We start from the raw sequence: 17877 nt of genomic DNA on the forward strand, positions 1-17877 counted from the left end.
GGAGTACGCTGAAATCACCGAGGATATTTCGCGCACCGGCTTCCACGCTCGTGTCGTTTTCGGCGATTGAATATGCCGGGCCGGTTGCGGCCGGCCCGGGGCAGGGTTCGCGTCATGACTGCGACCATCTTCCCCTTGCCGACATTCGAAGACCGGCTGTCGTCATCCTCTTCCCCCTCCTCTTCCTCTTCTTCCGCGCTCCGCCTGTCGTTGGCGCCCGCGGGTCCCGCGCCGGCCCTGCTGGACGGCGCATGGTGGCCCCGCTCCCGTGATCTCGCGGCGGAACTCCCCCTCCTGACAGCGGTATTGGACCCGCTGTGGGGGCGGATCACCCGGGTCACGGTGAATCCCACCCACTGGCCTGTCGTTCCGCGCAAGGTGCCCGTCGCCGGGCACGTGGTGAACGTGGGCTGGTTCCTGGCCGAGCAGGATCCGCATGAAATCCTGCTGCTCTCCTATCACTTGGGCCGCTGGAACCTGCTGGTGGTCCCGCCGGGGACGGACCCCGACACGGCCGCCCGGCTGATGGCCGCCGCGAGCGACCCGCTGGGCACGTCGACGGCGAGCCAGTTGATGGACGAGGCGGCGCGCCGGCAGCGGATGTCCGGGGGCGAGCGGGCCGTGGAGGAGGCCGCCGAGCGGGCCGTGAAGGAGGTCTGGGACTCCGAAGGCGGACATGGGGCCCGCGATCCGGCCGCACGGCCCAAGACCCCGCCCGTCCCGGCCGAGGGCGGAGATCGCACCGCCGCACCCGCCGCACCCGCCGCGGCCCCGGATCGGCCGAAGGGGATGCGAGCATCATGGCGACCTTCGTGACCGTGGTCGTGCCCCTGGCGATGATCGTTCTGGGTGTGCTTCTCATCCACCTGCTCAACAGGCAGCACGGTGAACACCGCGCAGCCTTCCACCCCGGCCGCTCCCGGGCGGCCGTGCGGGGACGCCGCACCCGGAAGGAAGCGGGGTGAGTCCTCGTGATCCCCGTCAGGCTTCTGGCCGACACCAGCAGGGAGCCGATCCTCCCGGGCACCGCGGTCCTGCGGATGGAGACGACGCCCAAGCGCACGGGGACGTTCGACGGCGCGTGGTGGCCGAGGTCACGTGACCTCGAGGGCCAGTTGTCCGGACTGCTCACCGCGCTGACCGCCCGGCTGGGCCCTCTCGCCCGTGTCGGTCTCGACGCGAGCGCCTGGGACGAGCGGCCGGGCCATCTGGTCGTCGACGGCCGGACCGTCCGCATCGACTGGTCGGCCGAGGGTGACGACACGATGATCGTCACCCGGGGTGAACGGGACCACTTCCTGTTCCTGGTGATCCCGCCGCAGACGGCTCCCGCGCGCGCCCGCGCCGCGATGGCCATGGCGGTACGGGACGACAACAACGCCTCGGCCCAGCAGATCTTCGCCGCCACCGGCGTCACCCGCGCCGGCCGGAGGCGCGTACTGCCCGGCGGTCCCGGCCGGCAGTCCCGCTGACCGCACGACGCGCAGCCCCGGGCCGGAGGCCGCGTTCAGCACCGCGTACGGGAACTCGCCGGGCCGGAAAGGGAGTTCACCCCGTCCGCCACCGCACCCGCGCACCCCCGCCCCACCTCATGCGTCGGACCGAGGAGCCATGGCCCTTCCCCAGCTGAACGTGTACCGGTACGACCGTGCCACCCGCGCTCTGATCACCCTCGTGGGAGAGATCGACCTGACCACGGCGCCGCTGGTGAGCGAGGCGCTGGCCGCGTGTCTGCGCGACGGCGTCCGCAGGATCGACATCGACCTCACAGCGGTCACCTTCTGCGACGCCAGCGGCCTGAACGCCTTCCTCCGCGCATCCCGGCTCGCCACGGACGCCGACAGTTCCTTGAGGCTGCACCACCCGTCCCCGTGCATGGCCCGCGTCATCGAGATCACCGGCACCGGCTTCCTGCTCCACTCGCTCCCTTCCACCACCGCGCGATCACGCCGTACCCCCGTTCCCACGAACGGCGCGCCGCGACCCCACCAGGGCGAGAACAGCCGCCACAAGGTGACGCAGCCAAGCCGACCGCTCGACACCTGACGGCCACCACCGCCTCGTCCACGACGTCGGCGAGGCGCTTCACGGCGTGCCGGAATCCGCGCCCGCAGCCCTTGCGGTTGCCCTGCACCGCTGCTGTACGCACGACAGAGGCCCATTCGCAATCAAGCGAATGGGCCTCTGACCTGTGTCGGGGTGGCGGGATTTGAACCCACGACCTCTTCGTCCCGAACGAAGCGCGCTGCCAAGCTGCGCTACACCCCGATGTCGCTGCTTGTCCTGCTTGTCGCGGCGACGTCGTTTACTTTAGCCCACTGGTGGCTGGAGACGAAATCCGGTTTTGGCGCGGTGGCGGGGCGGGGCGGGGCGGACGTGGTCGAGGGCGACGAGGAGGACGGCGAGGGCGTAACAGGCGAGGCCGAGGAGGAGGGCGTTGGTCAGGGTGTGCTGGAAGCCGTGGGCCTCGGCGTCCAGGGCGGGGTAGAGGTAGCGGCCGGGGGCGCCGGGGGTGATCGACTCGGCTCGGGTGAGGAGGAACAGCAGGTAGGCCGAGGGGTAGAGCATCCAGGTGGCCGTCTGGCGCAGGCGCAGGCGGGCGGGTGGGGTGAGGAGAAGCCAGTCGAGGACGGCGGCCGCCGGGGTCACCGTGTGCAGGAGGTGGCTGGTCACCGCTGCCCAGCCGGTGGGGGAGGCCGTCGCGCTCGTCAGCGAGAACGGGGGCGTCGCGTCCGCCAGGAGCAGGTGGTACGTGAGGCCGGTGATCGTGACGTAGAGCAGCGCGGCACCGGTCAGGAGGGAGGGGAGGGGTTCGCGGGCCGACCAGGCGCGGCGGGCGGAGAGGAACGTGACCAGGGCCAGCAGCAGGTTGCTCTGGACCGAGAAGTGGCTCAGCACCCGCAGCGGGCCGCCGGCCAGCAGCGCGAGTGTCACGCCCGTGGCCGCCGTGGCGGCGAGCAGCAGGCGCAGGACCGCGGCCAGGGGGCGGCGTGCGGGGTTCACCACCGCGGAGGCGAGGACGAAGGAGGGCAGGAGCGCGTGGGTCCGCGGGATCGGGGGCAGATCCGGGATGTCCCTGGGTATCGGCGCGGTCATGCCCTCACGGTAGGCAAGTGGGGTGAAAGGGGCGATGCGGGTGAGCCGTGCGGGTGGGCTGTGCGGGGCCGGGGAAGATCGGGAGGGGCGGGGTCCGTGGCGTCGCGCTTGCCCGATTTCCCGGCCCCCCCACGTACGTCCGTGACTAGTCCCTGCCGACCAGCGTCAGCAGCGTGACCTCCGGCGGGCAGGCGAACCTCACCGGTGTGTACCGGTTGGTTCCGCAGCCCGCCGACACGTGGAGGTAGGAGGTGCGCCCCTCCGCCGTGTGCGTCGAGAGGCCCTTCACGCGGTCCGTGTCGAGGTCGCAGTTGGTGACGAGGGCGCCGTAGAAGGGGATGCAGAGCTGGCCGCCGTGGGTGTGGCCGGCCAGGATCAGGGGGTAGTCGTCCGCCGTGTACGCGTCCAGGACGCGCAGGTACGGGGCGTGCACGACGCCCATGGAGAAGTCGGCGGAGGCCGAGGGGCCGCCGGCCACCTGGGCGTACCGGTCCCGCTTGATGTGGGGGTCGTCCAGGCCCGTCAGCTCCACCGACATGCCGTCGATCTTCAGGATGCCCCGCGTGTTGGTGAGGTTCAGCCAGCCCGCCGCGTCGAAACCGTCCCGCAGGTCCTCCCAGGGGTTGTGGACGACGCCGACCACGGGCGGGTTGCCGTTCAGGCCGTGGCGGCCCTGGACCTTCTCCATCAGGTAACGGGCGGGGTTGCGCGGCCTGGGGCCGTAGTAGTCGTTGGAGCCGAAGACGTACGCGCCCGGGAACTCCATCAGGGGGCCCAGCGCGTCCAGGGTCTCCGGCACGCCCTCCGGGTCGGAGAGGTTGTCGCCCGTGTTGATCACGAAGTCGGGCCGCAGGCCGGCCAGCGAGCGCAGCCAACGCTGCTTCTTGCGCTGGCCGCCGACCATGTGGATGTCGGAGACCTGCAACACGCGCAAGGGGCGCATACCGGAGGGGAGCACGGGGACCGTCACCCGTCGGAGGCGGAAGGAGCGGGCCTCGAAACCCGCCGCATAGGCCAGACCGGCGGCGCCAGCCGCCGCGATGGACAGGGGTACTCCGTATCGCGCGCGCATACCTCCATCGTGTCAGATCCCGCCGGTTCCCCTTGCCGCGCGGCCCCTTGAGGGTTCCTCGCCCACCGCCCCCTAAATGAGCGGGCGTCGGGCCCGCCACACCTGCGACAATCACCTGCATGACCACGCTCAAGTCGAAGCTGCAGGAAGACCTCAACGCCGCGATCAAGGAGCGCGACGAGCTCCGCTCCTCGACGCTCCGGCTGACGCTCGCCGCGATCACCAAGGAGGAGGTCGCGGGCAAGGAGAAGCGCGAGCTCTCCGACGACGAGGTGCAGAAGGTGATCACCCGTGAGGCGAAGAAGCGCCGGGAGGCGGCCGAGGCCTTCGCGCAGGGTGGTCGCGCCGAGTCCGCCGAGCGGGAGAAGGCGGAGGGCGAGGTGCTCGCCACGTACCTGCCGAAGCAGCTCAGCGACGACGAGCTGAACGACATCGTCGCTCAGGCCGTCGCGGAGGCGAAGGCGGCCGGCGCGGAGGGGCCGCGGGCCATGGGCGCCGTCATGAAGATCGTCAACCCGAAGGTGGCGGGGCAGGCCGAGGGCGGCCGCGTCGCCGCGGTGGTCAAGAAGCTCCTCGCGGGCTGACCGGCCCCGGCGTCAACCGCCCCGCTCGCCGCCCAGCGAAACGGCCCCCGTCTCCCCGTACCCGCTCACTCCGCGGTACGAGGGGACAGGGGCCGTTCGCCGTCTCAGTGGGCCGGTGTCGCGCCGGCCGGGGCGCGGGGCTCAGCCGCGTCCGCCTCCGTTGCCGTTCCCGTTGCTCTGCCCCTGGAACAGGTTCTCCCAGCCGCCCGTCGAGGTGTCGCCGCCGGTCGAGGAGCCGCCGTCGGTCGTGCCGCCGGTGAGCAGGCCGCCGATGAAGCCGTCGTTGTTGCCGTTGTTGTTGTCGTCGTTTCCGTTGTCGTTTCCGTTGTCGTCGTCGCCCTTGCCCGGGTTGTTGCTCGGGATGGAGACGAGGTTGAAGCTCGGCGCCTCCTTGCCCTCGAGGGCGCCGGTCATGGCGTCGCGCCAGATCGGGCCGGGGGTGTCACCGCCGTAGACCTGGGCGTGGTAGACGCCGCCGATGCTGATGTTGGTCATCTTGACCTTCTGGGTGGCGCTGCCGACCCACACGGCGCCCGAGAGGTTCGGGGTGTAGCCGACGAACCAGGCGTTCTTGCGCTCGTCCGTCGTACCCGTCTTACCGGCGTTCGCGCGGCCCGACAGACCGGCCTGCTGGCCGGTACCGGAGTCGACCACACCGCTCAGCAGGGTGTTGATGGTGTCCGCGGTCTTCTCGCTCATCGCACGCGAGCAGGTCGACTTCGGGACCTCCAGCGACTTCTTCTTGCCGTTCGCGGTCTGGGTGATCGACTCGATGGCGATCGGGGTGCAGTACATGCCGCGGCTGGCGAATGCGGCGTAGGCGCTCGCCATGGTCAGGGGGGAGAGGCCGGTGGAGCCGAGGGTCATGGACGAGGGGACCTCGGGGACCTTGTCGCCGTTGCCCTGGACCACGCCGAGGGAGTCGGTCATCTTCACCACGGGGCACATGCCGATGTCGGCGAGCATCTGCACGAAGTAGGTGTTGACCGACTTGGCCATGGCCGTCTTCAGGTCGTACGGGCCCTTCTCGGACTCGCTCTCGTTCTCCAGCTTGTAGTTGCCGTCGTTGACCCACGCCTTGCCGCTGCAGGTCTGGACCGTCGCCGGGTACTGCATCTCGTACGGCGCGGGGTACATCTGGTTGGCCGGGCGGCCCTCCTCGATCGCGGCCGCGGCCACGAACGGCTTGAACGTCGAACCCGTCGGGAAACCGAAGTTCGAGCCGCCCATGGAGGCGTTGACCGAGTAGTTGTACTCGGTCTCGTTCTTGCCGTAGCCGTACGGCTTCGACTGGCCCATCGCGAGGATCTTGCCGGTGCCCGGCTCGACGAGCGTGGAGGCCGCGGCGACCTTGTCCGACTTGTAGACATGGTCCTTCAGCGAGGCCTGGACGGACTGCTGCGCCTGCGGGTCGAGCGTCGTCCGGATGGTCAGGCCGCCCTGGTTCCAGAGCTTGGCCCGCGCTTCCTTGGTCTTGCCGAAGACCGGGTCGCTGAGGAAGGCGCGCTCGACGTACTTGCAGAAGAAGCTGGCGCCCTGGACGGCGGTGATGCAGCCGTTCTTCGGCTGGGTGACCTTCAGACCCAGCGGGGCCTTCTGCGCCTTGGCCGCCTCGGCCTCGGAGATGTCGCCGACCTCGGCCATGCGCTGCAGGACGGTGTTACGGCGCCGGGTGGCCTCGGTCTCGTCGTTGACCGGGTCGTAGCGGCTCGGGGACTGGACGATGCCGGCCAGCAGGGCCGCCTGGGGCAGGGTGAGGTCCTTGGCGTGGGTGGAGAAGTAGCGCTGGGAGGCCGCCTCGACGCCGTAGGCCTGCTCGCCGAAGAACGTGATGTTCAGGTAGTTCTCGAGGATCTTCTTCTTGCCCAGTTCCTCCTCGACCTGGATCGCGTACTTCAGCTCCTTGATCTTGCGGCCGATGGTCTGCTGGGTGGCCTGCGCGACCTTCGTCGGGTCGTCGCCGGCCTCCTCCACGAAGACGTTCTTCACGTACTGCTGGGTGAGCGTCGAGGCGCCCTGGGCGACCCCGCTGCTCTGCACGTTCTTGTTGAGGGCGCGCAGGACGCCCTTCAGATCGATCGCGCCGTGCTGGTAGAAGCGCGAGTCCTCGATCGCGACGATCGCCTTCTGCATGTACGGCGAGATGTTCTTCAGGTCGACCACCGTGCGGTCACGGGAGTAGACCGTCGCGATCTGGGAGCCCTTGGCGTCGAGGATCGTGGTGCGCTGGCTCAGCGGCGGGGTCTTCAGGTTGGCCGGGAGCTCGTCGAACGACTCCACCGACCCCTTGGCCGCCAGGCCCAGCGCGCCGAACGCGGGCAGCGCGATGCCCGCCAGCACGGCTCCCGAGAGCACACTGACACCGAGGAACTTGGCGGCCTGCTGCGTGGCGGACAGGCCACCGCCCGAGCGCTTGTTTGGCATGAGGGCAGCCTACGTTCTCATTCGCCGGACACGCGTATAGGCCTTGGCCTAAGCTGCTCTCAACTGTCACAGCGGCAGGGCCACGTATCAATACGTCCGGCGACCCCGAATCGTTCCGGAGGTTCCCCGACTTTTTTGGTGGGGGCGTGCCCGAATCCGCCTTGTGTGTCATCCGGCGTCCGTTGTGACCCAACAGAACTGTCCTCTTTGCCGGGATAGTCATGTATGTCGCAGGCTCACTCCCCCGGGTGATCTGCCGCTTACCCATAGTCCGTTCGGGCCATTCAAGATTGGGCCCGAAGGGGGTGTTGCGCTGTGCCCACCTTCCGTAACGTCCTCAACTGGCGGCGGTGAATATGCCGCTGCCGCCGTGGGGGAGCCTCGATTCGGGAGAGGACGGCGCCGGTATGGGCTGGGTAACCGACTGGAGTGCGCAGGCTGCCTGCCGCACTACCGATCCGGATGAACTGTTCGTTCAGGGAGCAGCGCAGAACAGGGCCAAGGCGGTGTGCACCGGATGCCCGGTACGCACCGAATGCCTGGCCGACGCGCTCGACAACCGCGTCGAGTTCGGCGTGTGGGGAGGCATGACGGAGCGCGAGCGCCGCGCCCTGCTGCGCAGGCGGCCGACCGTCACCTCGTGGCGCCGGCTGCTCGAGACCGCACGCTCGGAGTACGAGCGCGGCGCGGGCATCGTGTCGCTCGACGACGACCAGATGTACGAGAACTACGCGGCCGTGAGCTGAGGCGAACCCCTCGCTCAGCTGTCGGCGGCCTCGGGCAGCTCCGGCCGGTTGGCCGCGAGCCGGCTGCCGATGTCCCGCAGTCCCGCGAGGTCATGTACGTCGCCGGGCAGTGCCGCCACTTCGGCCACCGCCACCTCCGGGTGGAGGGCGGTGAAGCGGTCACGCGTGCGCTGCTCGCGGGAGAGCAGGTGCATGCGCTCGGCGTGCAGCCTCAGCAGGCCCGCGGTCAGCTGATCGGCACTGTGGGACCCGGGCCCCGGATCGGGTACGGGAGATTCTGAACTGGCGTACGTGTCGGGAGAGTTACGAAGTCCAGCTTTCCCGCCGCCCTGATCCACAATGCGGGGCTCTTCAAGATTTTCCGCCGCGGGGGAATCGGCAGCGGCGTCGGCGATCCCGTCGGCCAGGTCGAGGTTCTCCGCGGCGGCGAGCGCCCGCTCGGCGGACAGCTGGGCCGCACCGCTGCCATGGACCCGGTTGAGCACCAGGCCGGCCAGCGGCATGTCCTCCGCGGCCAGCCGCTCCACGAAGTAGGCGGCCTCCCGCAACGCGTCCCGCTCGGGTGCCGCCACCACCAGGAAGGCCGTACCGGGCGCCTGGAGCAGCTTGTACGTGGCGTCCGCGCGCGTGCGGAACCCGCCGAACATCGAGTCCATCGCCGCCACGAACGTCTGCACGTCCTTCAGCAGCTGTCCGCCCAGCAGCTTGCCGAGCGCGCCGGTCATCATCGACATCCCGACGTTCAGGAACTTCATGCCCGCGCGGCCGCCGACCTTGGCGGGCGCGAGCAGGACGCGGATCAGCTTTCCGTCCAGGAACGAACCGAGCCGCTTCGGCGCGTCCAGGAAGTCCAGCGCCGACCGGGACGGCGGGGTGTCGACGACGATCAGGTCCCACTCGTCCCTGGCGCGCAGCTGGCCCAGCTTCTCCATCGCCATGTACTCCTGCGTGCCGGCGAAGCCCGCGGACAGCGACTGGTAGAAGGGGTTCGCCAGGATCGCGGCCGCCCGCCCGGGGTCGGCGTGCCCTTCGACGATCTCGTCGAAGGTGCGCTTCATGTCGAGCATCATCGCGTGCAACTCGCCGTCGCCCTCGACGCCCTTCACCCGGCGCGGGGTGTTGTCGAGCGAGTCGATGCCCATGGACTGCGCGAGCCGGCGCGCCGGGTCGATGGTGAGGACCACGACCTTGCGGCCCCGCTCGGCGGCCCTGAGCCCCAGCGCCGCCGCCGTCGTCGTCTTGCCGACCCCGCCCGAACCGCAGCACACCACGATGCGGGTCGCCGGGTCGTCGAGCAGCGGATCGAGGTCGAGCACACGCGCGGGGGAGAGCCGGTGCTGCGGCTGGCCCTGGTCCCGACTCATACGGTCCCCCTCATGCGATCCCCTGCTTCCGCAGCTCGGTGGCGAGTTCGTACAGACCCGCCAGGTCCATTCCCTCGGCGAGCAGTGGCAGTTCGTGCAACGGCAGGTCCAGCTCGCCCAGGACCGCGCGCTGCTCATGCTCCAGCGTGTGCCGCTCGGCGTACTCCTCGGCCTGCTGCAGGAGCGGGTCGACCAGTCGCTCGGCGTGCCCGCCGCGCCGGGCCCCGCCCAGCCCGGCCGCGGACAGCGACCGCGCGATGGAGGAACGTGTCACGGTTCGTACGAGTTCCAGCCCGTCCGCGTCCAACACCTCCGGGCGCACCATGTTGACGATGACCCGGCCCACCGGCAGCTTCGCCGCCCGCAGTTCGGCGAGGCCGTCCGCGGTCTCCTGGACCGGCATCTCCTCGAGCAGCGTCACCAGGTGCACGGCCGTCTCCGGGGACTTCAGCACCCGCATCACGGCCTGCGCCTGATTGTGTATAGGGCCGATCTTGGCGAGGCCCGCGACCTCGTCGTTGACGTTCAGGAAACGGGTGACGCGCCCGGTGGGGGGTGCGTCCATGACCACGTAGTCGTATACGAACCGCCCGTTCTTGTCCTTGCGCCGGACCGCCTCGCACGCCTTGCCGGTGAGGAGCACGTCCCTCAGGCCCGGCGCGATGGTGGTGGCGAAATCGATCGCGCCCAGCTTCTTCAGGGCCCGTCCGGCGCCCCCCAGCTTGTAGAACATCTGGAGGTAGTCCAGAAGGGCCAGTTCGGGATCGATGGCGAGGGCGTACACCTCCCCACCGCCCGGCGCGACGGCGATCTTGCGTTCCTCATAGGGCAACGCCTCTGTCTCGAAGAGCTGCGCGATGCCCTGCCGGCCCTCCACCTCGACGAGAAGCGTCCGCTTCCCTGCCGTGGCGAGGGCCAGCGCGAGGGCCGCGGCGACCGTCGTCTTTCCGGTCCCGCCCTTACCGCTGACGACCTGGAGCCTGCTCACGTCTTCGAGCGTAACCAGTCCGCGCCCGGGGCAACCGGGAGGCTGTGGACAACGGGGGCCGGTATCGGCCACTTGGCCTGTGGACGACCGGGTGCGCAACCGGCCCTCGGCCTGTGGACGACCGGGTGCGCGGCCTGCCGCACGGCCCGTGGTGGACCGGGTGTGCAACCGGCCACATGGCCTGCGAAGGCCCCCCGGGCAACAGCGGATACAGTCGCCCCATGACCAAGTGGGAATACGCAACCGTGCCGCTGCTCGTCCACGCCACGAAGCAGATTCTGGACACCTGGGGCGAGGACGGCTGGGAGCTCGTCCAGGTCGTGCCCGGGCCGAACAACCCCGAGCAGCTCGTGGCCTACCTGAAGCGGGAGAAGGCGTGAGCGCGGTCGAGGCGAGGCTCGCCGAGCTCGGCCTGACCCTGCCGGCCGTGGTGCCGCCGCTCGCGGCCTACCAGCCCGCCGTGCAGTCCGGGCCGTACGTGTTCACGGCCGGCCAGCTGCCCATGGTGGACGGCAAGCTGCCGGTCACCGGCAAGGTCGGCGCGGAGGTCACCCCCGAGGAGGCCAAGGAGCTGGCCCGCACCTGCGCCCTGAACGCCCTGGCCGCCGTGAAGTCGGTCGCGGGCGATCTGGACCGCGTCGCGCGCGTGGTGAAGGTCGTCGGCTTCGTCGCGTCCGCCACGGACTTCACCGGCCAGCCGGCCGTCCTCAACGGCGCGAGCGAACTGCTCGGCGAGGTCCTCGGCGACAAGGGCGTGCACGCGCGCAGCGCGGTGGGTGTCGCGGTGCTGCCGCTGGACGCCCCGGTCGAGGTCGAGATCCAGGTCGAGCTGGTGCCGTAGCGCCACACTGGCCTCGGGCACCTCTCGAACATTCGCTCACCAGGGGATAGCCTCGCGCCCATGGCGAATGGGCAGTGGTTTCCCTCGGACTGGCCGGAACGCATCCGCGCGCTCGCGGACGGGACGCTGACACCCGTCACCCCCAAGCGCGCGGCCACCGTCATGCTCCTGAAGGACACCGACGGCGGCCCGGCCGTCCACATGCTGCGCAGACGCGCCTCCATGGCCTTCGCCGGAGGCGCGTACGCCTATCCCGGCGGCGGCGTCGACCCGCGGGACGACGACCGCCTGGTGCGCTGGGCGGGCCCCACGCGCGCGTGGTGGGCCGAGCGGCTCGGCGTCGACGAGGCGGAAGCCCAGGCGATCGTCTGCGCGGCCGTACGGGAGACGTACGAGGAGGCCGGTGTCCTGCTCGCCGGGCCGGCCCCGGACTCGGTCGTCGGCGACACGACCGGCGCCGACTGGGAGGCGGACCGTGCGGCCGTGGCCGCCCGCGAGCTGTCCTTCGCGGAGTTCCTCGACCGCCGCGGCCTGGTCCTGCGCTCCGACCTGCTCGGCGCCTGGACGCGCTGGATCACCCCGGAGTTCGAGCCCCGCCGCTACGACACCTGGTTCTTCGTGGCCGCCCTCCCCGAGGGCCAGCGCACCCGCAACGCCTCCACGGAGGCCGACCGCACCGTGTGGATCCGCCCGCCGGAGGCCGCCGACGGGTACGACCAGGGCGAGCTGACGATGATGCCGCCCACCATCGCGACCCTGCGCCAGCTGATCCCGTACGCCACGGCCGCCGACGCGCTCACCGCGGCGCGCGGCCGCGACCTGACCCCGGTCCTGGCCGAGGCCCGTCTGGCGGACGGCGAGATCGTGCTGTCCTGGCCGGGTCACGGCGAGTTCACCAAGCACATTCCGATCGGCGCAGGCGGAGGCCCCGCATGACGGACGCAGCAGCCCTCCCCGGCCAGCCCCGCGGCAGCGTGCTGTCCGGTCCGGCCACCCCGCGCGCGGTGAACGTCCTCGCGCCCAACGCCTCCGCGATGACCCTGGACGGCACCAACACCTGGATCGTCTCCGAGCCCGACTCCGAGCTGGCGGTCGTGATCGACCCGGGCCCGCTCGACGACGGTCATCTGCGGACCGTCGTCGAGACCGCCGAGCAGGCCGGCAAGCGCGTCGCCCTGACCCTGCTGACCCACGGCCACCCCGACCACGCCGAGGGCGCCGTCCGCTTCGCCGGGCTGACCGGCACCAAGGTGCGGGCCCTGGACCCGGCGCTGCGACTGGGCGACGAGGGCCTGGGCGCCGGTGACGTGATCACCCTGGGCGGGCTGGAGCTGCGGGTCGTGCCGACGCCGGGCCACACCGCCGACTCGCTCTGCTTCCACCTCCCGGCCGACCGGGCGGTGCTGACCGGCGACACCGTCCTGGGCCGGGGTACGACGGTCGTGGCACACCCGGACGGGCGGCTGGGCGTCTATCTGGACTCCCTGCGGCGGCTGAGGTCCCTCACGGTCGACGACGGCGTCCACACGGTCCTCCCGGGCCACGGGCCGGTCCTGGAGGACGCCCAGGGCGCCGTGGAGTTCTACCTCGCCCACCGGGCCCACCGGCTCGCCCAGGTCGAGACGGCCGTGGAGAACGGCTACGGCAGCCCCGCCGAGGTCGTCGCCCACGTCTACGCCGACGTCGACCGCTCCCTGTGGCCGGCGGCGGAGCTCTCGGTACGGGCGCAGATGGAGTACCTGGAGGAGCACGGGCTGATCTAGGGGGTGTTTCGAAGGTCCCGCACAGCACCCGCGGCGCCCGGCACGCACGAACACCGCGGGCACCGCACGGGACCTTCGAAACACCCCCTAGGGCCCGCCGCGAAAGCGGCGTCTGCCGGAGACGGACGACCTGGGGTCCGCCTCGTCGGCGTACTCGCCCTGCTCCTGCCGCGCCGTCGCGAGCGGATCACGGCGGTGGCCGACGTGGAGGAGGCCCGGCAACCCCTCGTACGGTCGAGGCACCGCGTCCCGGACAGTCGCTCAGCAGCCGCGTACGGCCGTGCAGCGGCATCCCGCCGCCGTCGGCGCCTCGTACCCGGCGGTCAGCAGGTCCGGGTCGCCGCGACCCACGCGCGCGGTGTCGCGCGGAATCGACCCGTGGAGGCACGGGCGGACGTGCGCGCTGGACGGCCGTGCGGGCTCCGCGGAGCCCCGGCACCCGGTCCCGGGCGCCCGCGAGGACGGGCCGGGAGGGTGTGCGGCACGCGCGCCGGAGAGCCGACGCGGGCGATGCGGCCCTCGGGGCCGGGACCTCGGAGAGGAACCGTTTCCGCCGTGGGGCCGGAAGAGTGGGCCTGGGGGCGCGCGGCCCCCGGTGCCGTCAGCGGGACCGCTTGGCGAGCCGCTCCACGTCCAGCAGGATGACCGCCCGCGCCTCCAGGCGAAGCCACCCGCGCTGTGCGAAGTCGGCGAGCGCCTTGTTGACCGTCTCGCGCGACGCGCCGACGAGCTGTGCCAGCTCCTCCTGCGTCAGGTCGTGGACGACGTGGATGCCTTCCTCGGACTGCACGCCGAAGCGGCGGGAGAGGTCCAGCAGGGCGCGCGCCACCCGGCCAGGGACGTCCGAGAACACCAGGTCGGACATCGCGTCGTTGGTCTTGCGCAGGCGCCGGGCGACGGCGCGCAGGAGCGCGGCGGCCACCTCGGGGCGTGCGTTCAGCCAGGGCTGGAGGTCGCCGTGGCCGAGGCCGAGGAGCTTGACCTCGGTGAGGGCGGTGGCCGTCGCCGTACGCGGGCCCGGGTCGAAGAGCGACAGCTCGCCGATGAGCTCACCGGGGCCCACCACGGCCAGCATGTTCTCGCGGCCGTCGGGGGAGGTGCGGTGGAGCTTGACCTTGCCCTCGGTGACGACGTAGAGCCGGTCGCCCGGGTCGCCCTCGTGGAACAGGGAGTCGCCACGGGCGAGCGTCACCTCACTCATGGAGGCGCGCAGCTCCGCGGCCTGCTCGTCGTCGAGAGCCGCGAAGAGCGGGTTGCGCCGCAGAACGTCGTCCACGAGTTCTCTCCTTGTCGACCTGCTCAGGGGATCTTGTCCCCCGCTTACCAGGGGACCGTGTTCCCCATTTTGCCGGACGGTCCAAACAGTGTGATCTGTCACAAGGATGCCGCACACATGTCCCGGGGTAAGCGGCAGGGGTCCAATTGGACGCCGATCTTCGGGGTCCGGGGCGGATGTCGGTGCCGGGCTTTAGGCTGGCCGGGTGTCCAAATCGCCGGTGAGAGCACAGGCCAAGGGGGCTGGGCGGGTGGTTGTACGTCGCGATTCCGCTGTGGGCGAACAGGACCCCGGTGGTGGTAGGAAAACGGCAAAAGTGATGAAAAAGACCGACGGCGATAAACCGGTCGCAAAGCCGGCCGCAAAGCCCGCGTCGAAGGCTTCCGGGCGACCCGCGGCGAAGGCGGCGGCGAAACCGGACGGGAAGTCCACCGCGAAGCCGGCGGCGCAGGTCTCCGCGAAGCCCGACGCGAAGTCGTCCGCGAAGCCCGCCGCGGTCAGGAAGCCCGAGTCGCGCACCGCGCTCGTCCGCCGGGCCCGCCGCATCGACCGCGAGCTCGCCGAGGTCTACCCCTACGCCCATCCCGAGCTGGACTTCGAGAACCCCTTCCAGCTCCTGGTCGCCACGGTCCTGTCCGCCCAGACCACCGACCTCAGGGTCAACCAGACGACCCCCGCCCTCTTCGCCAAGTACCCCACCCCCGAGGACCTGGCCGCGGCCAACCCGGAGGAGGTCGAGGAGATCCTCCGCCCGTGCGGATTCTTCCGCGCCAAGACCCGGTCGGTCATAGGACTGTCCAAGGCCCTGGCCGAGGAGTTCGACGGCGAGGTCCCCGGCCGGCTGGAGGATCTGGTCAAGCTGCCCGGCGTCGGCCGCAAGACCGCCTTCGTCGTGCTGGGCAACGCCTTCGGGCGCCCCGGCATCACCGCGGACACGCACTTCATGCGGCTCGTACGCCGCTGGCAGTGGACCGAGGAGACCGACCCCGACAAGATCGAGGCGGCGATCGGCGCGCTCTTCCCCAAGAGCGCCTGGACGGACCTCTCCCACCATGTCATCTGGCACGGCCGCCGCATCTGCCACGCCCGCAAGCCCGCCTGCGGCGCCTGCCCCATCGCCCCGCTCTGCCCGGCGTACGGCGAGGGCGAGACGGACCCGGAGAAGGCGAAGAAGCTCCTGAAGTACGAGAAGGGCGGCTTCCCCGGCCAGCGGCTGAACCCGCCGCAGGCCTACCTGGACGCGGGCGGCCGGCCGGCCCCGCCGCTGGGGGCCGGATGAGGGAACGGCGACGCGGGCACGGCCGGCGGAACGATCTACGGGTCCTCACGCGTTGGACCAGGCGGAACGGGGGGTGGTGCGGTGATGACACGGGTGAGTGACGCGGCGAGCGGTACAGCGGGTGACACGGCGGGTGACCGGGCGGGCGGCCCCCACGGAGCTCGGGGCGGGCCGGGCGGGCCGGGTGCTCCCGTGCCGCTGGCCAAGGACGGCCTGCCCGCCTGGCTCGACCCGGTGGCGCACGCCGTGGAGACGGTCCAGCCGCGCCAGCTCAGCCGTTTCCTGCCGCCGGAGGACGGCGGCGGACGGCAGTCGGCGGTCCTCGTGCTGTTCGGCGAGGGCGGGAGAGGCCCCGAGCTGCTGCTCATGGAGCGCGCCGGATCCCTGCGCTCGCACGCGGGACAGCCCTCCTTCCCGGGCGGCGCCCTCGACCCGGAGGACGGCGATCCGCAGGGCGACGGGCCGCTGCGGGCCGCCCTGCGCGAGGCCGAGGAGGAGACCGGGCTCGACCCCGCCGGGGTCCAGCTCTTCGGCGTCCTGCCCAAGCTGTACATCCCGGTCAGCGGTTTCGTCGTGACGCCCGTCCTGGGCTGGTGGCGCGAACCGAGCCCGGTGGGAGTCGTCGACCCCAACGAGACGGCGCGGGTCTTCACCGTCCCCGTGGCCGATCTCACGGACCCGGCCAACCGCGCCACCACCGTCCACCCCAGCGGCCACCGAGGTCCGGCATTCCTGGTCGAATCCGCCCTCGTATGGGGCTTCACGGCCGGCATCATCGACCGACTGCTCCACTTCGCGGGCTGGGAGCGCCCCTGGGACCGGGAGAAGCAGGTCCCGCTCGACTGGCGGTCATGACAGGGTGAACCCCGTGCTGTGTCAATCCGGGGGACGGCCCCCGGACCCCCGGCCGCGCTGCTGGGACCGGAGTGAATAGGCGAGGCCTGAGTCAGTGAACGTGCTGGACATCCTGTTGCTGGTCGCGGCCGTCTGGTTCGCGGTGGTCGGCTTCCGTCAGGGCTTCGTCGTCGGCATCCTGTCGGTGATCGGCTTCCTGGGCGGCGGTCTGGTCGCCGTCTACCTGCTGCCGGTGATCTGGGACTGGCTCACGGACAACTCCGAGGTGAGCACGTCGGCAGCCGTCGTCGCGGTCGTCGTCGTGATCGTCTGCGCCTCGGTCGGGCAGGCCCTGACCACCCATCTCGGCAACAAACTGCGCCGGCACATCACCTGGTCCCCGGCCCGCGCCCTGGACGCGACGGGCGGCGCGCTGGTGAACGTCGTGGCCATGCTGCTGGTGGCCTGGCTGATCGGGTCCGCGCTGGCCGGCACCACCCTGCCGACCCTCGGCAAGGAGGTCCGCAACTCCACGGTGCTGCAGGGGGTGTCCCGGGCGCTGCCCGCCCAGGCCGACACCTGGTTCGCCGACTTCTCCTCCGTCCTCGCGCAGAACGGCTTCCCGCAGGTCTTCAGCCCGTTCGCCAACGAGCCGATCACCGACGTCCAGCCGCCCGACCCGGCCCTCGCCGACAGTGCCGTGGCCACCCGCGCGCAGCGCTCCATCGTCAAGGTGATGGGTACCGCCGAGAGTTGCGGCAAGGTCCTGGAGGGCACCGGCTTCGTCTTCGGCGAGCGCCGCGTCATGACCAACGCGCACGTGGTGGGCGGCGTCGACGAGCCCACCGTGCAGATCGGCGGCGAGGGCCGCAAGTACGACGCCACCGTCGTGCTGTACGACTGGAAGCGCGACATCGCCGTGCTCGACGTGCCCGACCTGGACGCGCCCGCGCTGCGCTTCAGCACCACCGACGCGACCAGCGGCGCCGACGCGATCGTCGCGGGCTTCCCGGAGAACGGGTCGTACGACGTCCGTGCCGCGCGGGTGCGGGGCCGCATCACGGCCAACGGCCCGGACATCTACCACCGCGGCACCGTGCGCCGTGACGTGTACTCGCTTTTCGCGACCGTCCGGCAGGGCAACTCCGGCGGCCCCCTGCTCACGCCCGACGGCCGGGTGTACGGCGTGGTCTTCGCGAAGTCGCTCGACGACGCCGACACCGGATACGCGCTCACCGCGGACGAGATCCAGCGGGACGTCCTCGAGGGACGTACCGCCGGTCAGCAGGTGGACAGCGACAGCTGCGCCCTCTAGGGCCTGTTGCGACAGCGGGGCGACAGGCCCTGGACGGGACGCGGGGCGTCAGCCTCGCGGGTGACGCAGGCGTACCGAGACCCAGCGGGCCCGGCGGCGCAGGATGCGCGGAATGCCCACGCGGAGGTCGGAGCCCGGCAGCTGCGGGTCGGTGCCTCGTTGGTGGGAGCTCAGCCCGCCGAACGTGCGGCGGTTGCGTGCTGCGTCACTGTAGTCGTGCGTCCAGCCCATACCCCGACGTCTGCCCCTGCCCCAAGGTCGATAACCGCCTGGAGGCCCGCCAATTGGCCTATGC

General features: G+C 71.2%; 20 protein-coding genes and 1 tRNA gene. 13 read left to right on the top strand and 8 right to left on the bottom strand.

Features of this window, described 5'->3' with window-relative positions; all coding sequences use genetic code 11:
* Positions 1–114 precede the first annotated feature (114 nt).
* The 4 genes from ACFY2L_RS21885 to ACFY2L_RS21900 all read left to right on the top strand — a co-directional run bounded on the left by ACFY2L_RS21885 (position 115) and on the right by ACFY2L_RS21900 (position 2046).
* A complete protein-coding gene (locus ACFY2L_RS21885; protein WP_390823112.1) occupies positions 115–816 on the top strand; it encodes a DUF5994 family protein in 702 nt (233 codons plus the stop codon).
* A complete protein-coding gene (locus tag ACFY2L_RS21890; RefSeq protein WP_390659322.1) occupies positions 801–965 on the top strand; it encodes a hypothetical protein in 165 nt (54 codons plus the stop codon). The genes ACFY2L_RS21885 and ACFY2L_RS21890 overlap by 16 nt, the downstream gene beginning before the upstream one ends.
* A gap of 6 nt (positions 966–971) precedes the next feature.
* Positions 972–1472 (top strand): DUF5994 family protein, encoded by a 501-nt coding sequence (locus ACFY2L_RS21895; protein WP_390659323.1) that lies wholly within the window; start codon positions 972–974, stop codon positions 1470–1472.
* A gap of 139 nt (positions 1473–1611) precedes the next feature.
* Positions 1612–2046, top strand: a complete 435-nt coding sequence (locus ACFY2L_RS21900; RefSeq protein WP_390823113.1) for an STAS domain-containing protein — start codon at positions 1612–1614, stop codon at positions 2044–2046.
* A gap of 148 nt (positions 2047–2194) precedes the next feature.
* On the opposite strand, the gene ACFY2L_RS21905 is transcribed toward ACFY2L_RS21900, so the two are convergent.
* The 3 genes from ACFY2L_RS21905 to ACFY2L_RS21915 form a co-directional block, all read right to left on the bottom strand.
* A tRNA-Pro gene (locus ACFY2L_RS21905) sits at positions 2195–2268 on the bottom strand.
* A gap of 42 nt (positions 2269–2310) precedes the next feature.
* Positions 2311–3096: a Pr6Pr family membrane protein gene (locus tag ACFY2L_RS21910; RefSeq protein ID WP_390823114.1), complete on the bottom strand. Its 786-nt coding sequence runs from the start codon at positions 3094–3096 to the stop codon at positions 2311–2313.
* A gap of 145 nt (positions 3097–3241) precedes the next feature.
* Complete coding sequence (locus ACFY2L_RS21915) at positions 3242–4168, bottom strand: metallophosphoesterase (protein WP_390659333.1); 927 nt, start codon at positions 4166–4168, stop codon at positions 3242–3244.
* A 119-nt stretch (positions 4169–4287) separates the two neighbouring features.
* Here ACFY2L_RS21915 and ACFY2L_RS21920 point away from each other — a divergent pair, with 119 nt between their 5' ends.
* Positions 4288–4752: a GatB/YqeY domain-containing protein gene (locus tag ACFY2L_RS21920; RefSeq protein ID WP_390823115.1), complete on the top strand. Its 465-nt coding sequence runs from the start codon at positions 4288–4290 to the stop codon at positions 4750–4752.
* A gap of 141 nt (positions 4753–4893) precedes the next feature.
* Here the strand turns inward: ACFY2L_RS21920 and ACFY2L_RS21925 are convergent, their stop codons facing one another.
* The gene (locus tag ACFY2L_RS21925; protein WP_390823116.1) at positions 4894–7176 is read right to left on the bottom strand and encodes a transglycosylase domain-containing protein; all 2283 of its coding nucleotides are present in this window, start codon (positions 7174–7176) and stop codon (positions 4894–4896) included.
* Between the two features lie 407 nt (positions 7177–7583).
* On the opposite strand from ACFY2L_RS21925, the gene wblA reads away from it, so the two are divergent.
* Positions 7584–7922, top strand: coding sequence for a transcriptional regulator WblA (gene wblA / locus ACFY2L_RS21930; RefSeq protein ID WP_390659500.1), 339 nt, complete (start codon positions 7584–7586; stop codon positions 7920–7922).
* A 14-nt stretch (positions 7923–7936) separates the two neighbouring features.
* On the opposite strand, the gene ACFY2L_RS21935 is transcribed toward wblA, so the two are convergent.
* A complete protein-coding gene (locus ACFY2L_RS21935; protein WP_390823117.1) occupies positions 7937–9286 on the bottom strand; it encodes an ArsA family ATPase in 1350 nt (449 codons plus the stop codon).
* A gap of 10 nt (positions 9287–9296) precedes the next feature.
* Positions 9297–10274, bottom strand: a complete 978-nt coding sequence (locus ACFY2L_RS21940) for an ArsA-related P-loop ATPase (protein ID WP_390659337.1) — start codon at positions 10272–10274, stop codon at positions 9297–9299.
* Between the two features lie 221 nt (positions 10275–10495).
* On the opposite strand from ACFY2L_RS21940, the gene ACFY2L_RS21945 reads away from it, so the two are divergent.
* From ACFY2L_RS21945 to ACFY2L_RS21960, 4 genes are read left to right on the top strand one after another with little or no spacing between them, the layout of a single operon-like run.
* Entirely contained in the window at positions 10496–10654 is a 159-nt protein-coding gene (locus ACFY2L_RS21945; protein WP_003967454.1) for a DUF4177 domain-containing protein, read from the top strand.
* Positions 10651–11115, top strand: coding sequence for a RidA family protein (locus ACFY2L_RS21950; RefSeq protein WP_390659338.1), 465 nt, complete (start codon positions 10651–10653; stop codon positions 11113–11115). The genes ACFY2L_RS21945 and ACFY2L_RS21950 overlap by 4 nt, the downstream gene beginning before the upstream one ends.
* A 60-nt stretch (positions 11116–11175) precedes the next feature.
* Entirely contained in the window at positions 11176–12051 is an 876-nt protein-coding gene (locus ACFY2L_RS21955; protein WP_390659339.1) for an NUDIX hydrolase, read from the top strand.
* Positions 12048–12878, top strand: coding sequence for an MBL fold metallo-hydrolase (locus ACFY2L_RS21960; protein WP_390823118.1), 831 nt, complete (start codon positions 12048–12050; stop codon positions 12876–12878). The genes ACFY2L_RS21955 and ACFY2L_RS21960 overlap by 4 nt, the downstream gene beginning before the upstream one ends.
* Before the next feature lie 601 nt (positions 12879–13479).
* Here ACFY2L_RS21960 and ACFY2L_RS21965 read toward each other — a convergent pair.
* Positions 13480–14154: a Crp/Fnr family transcriptional regulator gene (locus tag ACFY2L_RS21965; RefSeq protein WP_029382547.1), complete on the bottom strand. Its 675-nt coding sequence runs from the start codon at positions 14152–14154 to the stop codon at positions 13480–13482.
* A 319-nt stretch (positions 14155–14473) separates the two neighbouring features.
* Between ACFY2L_RS21965 and nth the strand changes: the two genes are divergently transcribed.
* From nth to ACFY2L_RS21980, 3 genes are all read left to right on the top strand, one after another.
* Positions 14474–15433, top strand: a complete 960-nt coding sequence (gene nth / locus ACFY2L_RS21970; protein ID WP_390659341.1) for an endonuclease III — start codon at positions 14474–14476, stop codon at positions 15431–15433.
* An 84-nt stretch (positions 15434–15517) separates the two neighbouring features.
* A complete protein-coding gene (locus ACFY2L_RS21975; protein WP_390823119.1) occupies positions 15518–16288 on the top strand; it encodes an NUDIX hydrolase in 771 nt (256 codons plus the stop codon).
* 94 nt (positions 16289–16382) lie between these two features.
* Positions 16383–17582 carry a MarP family serine protease gene (locus ACFY2L_RS21980; protein ID WP_390659343.1) on the top strand — a complete coding sequence of 400 codons (1200 nt, stop codon included), beginning with the start codon at positions 16383–16385 and terminating at the stop codon, positions 17580–17582.
* A gap of 48 nt (positions 17583–17630) precedes the next feature.
* Here ACFY2L_RS21980 and ACFY2L_RS21985 read toward each other — a convergent pair whose 3' ends face one another.
* Positions 17631–17813 (bottom strand): hypothetical protein, encoded by a 183-nt coding sequence (locus ACFY2L_RS21985; protein ID WP_390659345.1) that lies wholly within the window; start codon positions 17811–17813, stop codon positions 17631–17633.
* Positions 17814–17877: the final 64 nt, after the last annotated feature.

Origin of the sequence: Streptomyces sp. NPDC001381 (assembly GCF_042895685.1) — a bacterium.
Lineage (GTDB): Bacteria > Actinomycetota > Actinomycetes > Streptomycetales > Streptomycetaceae > Streptomyces.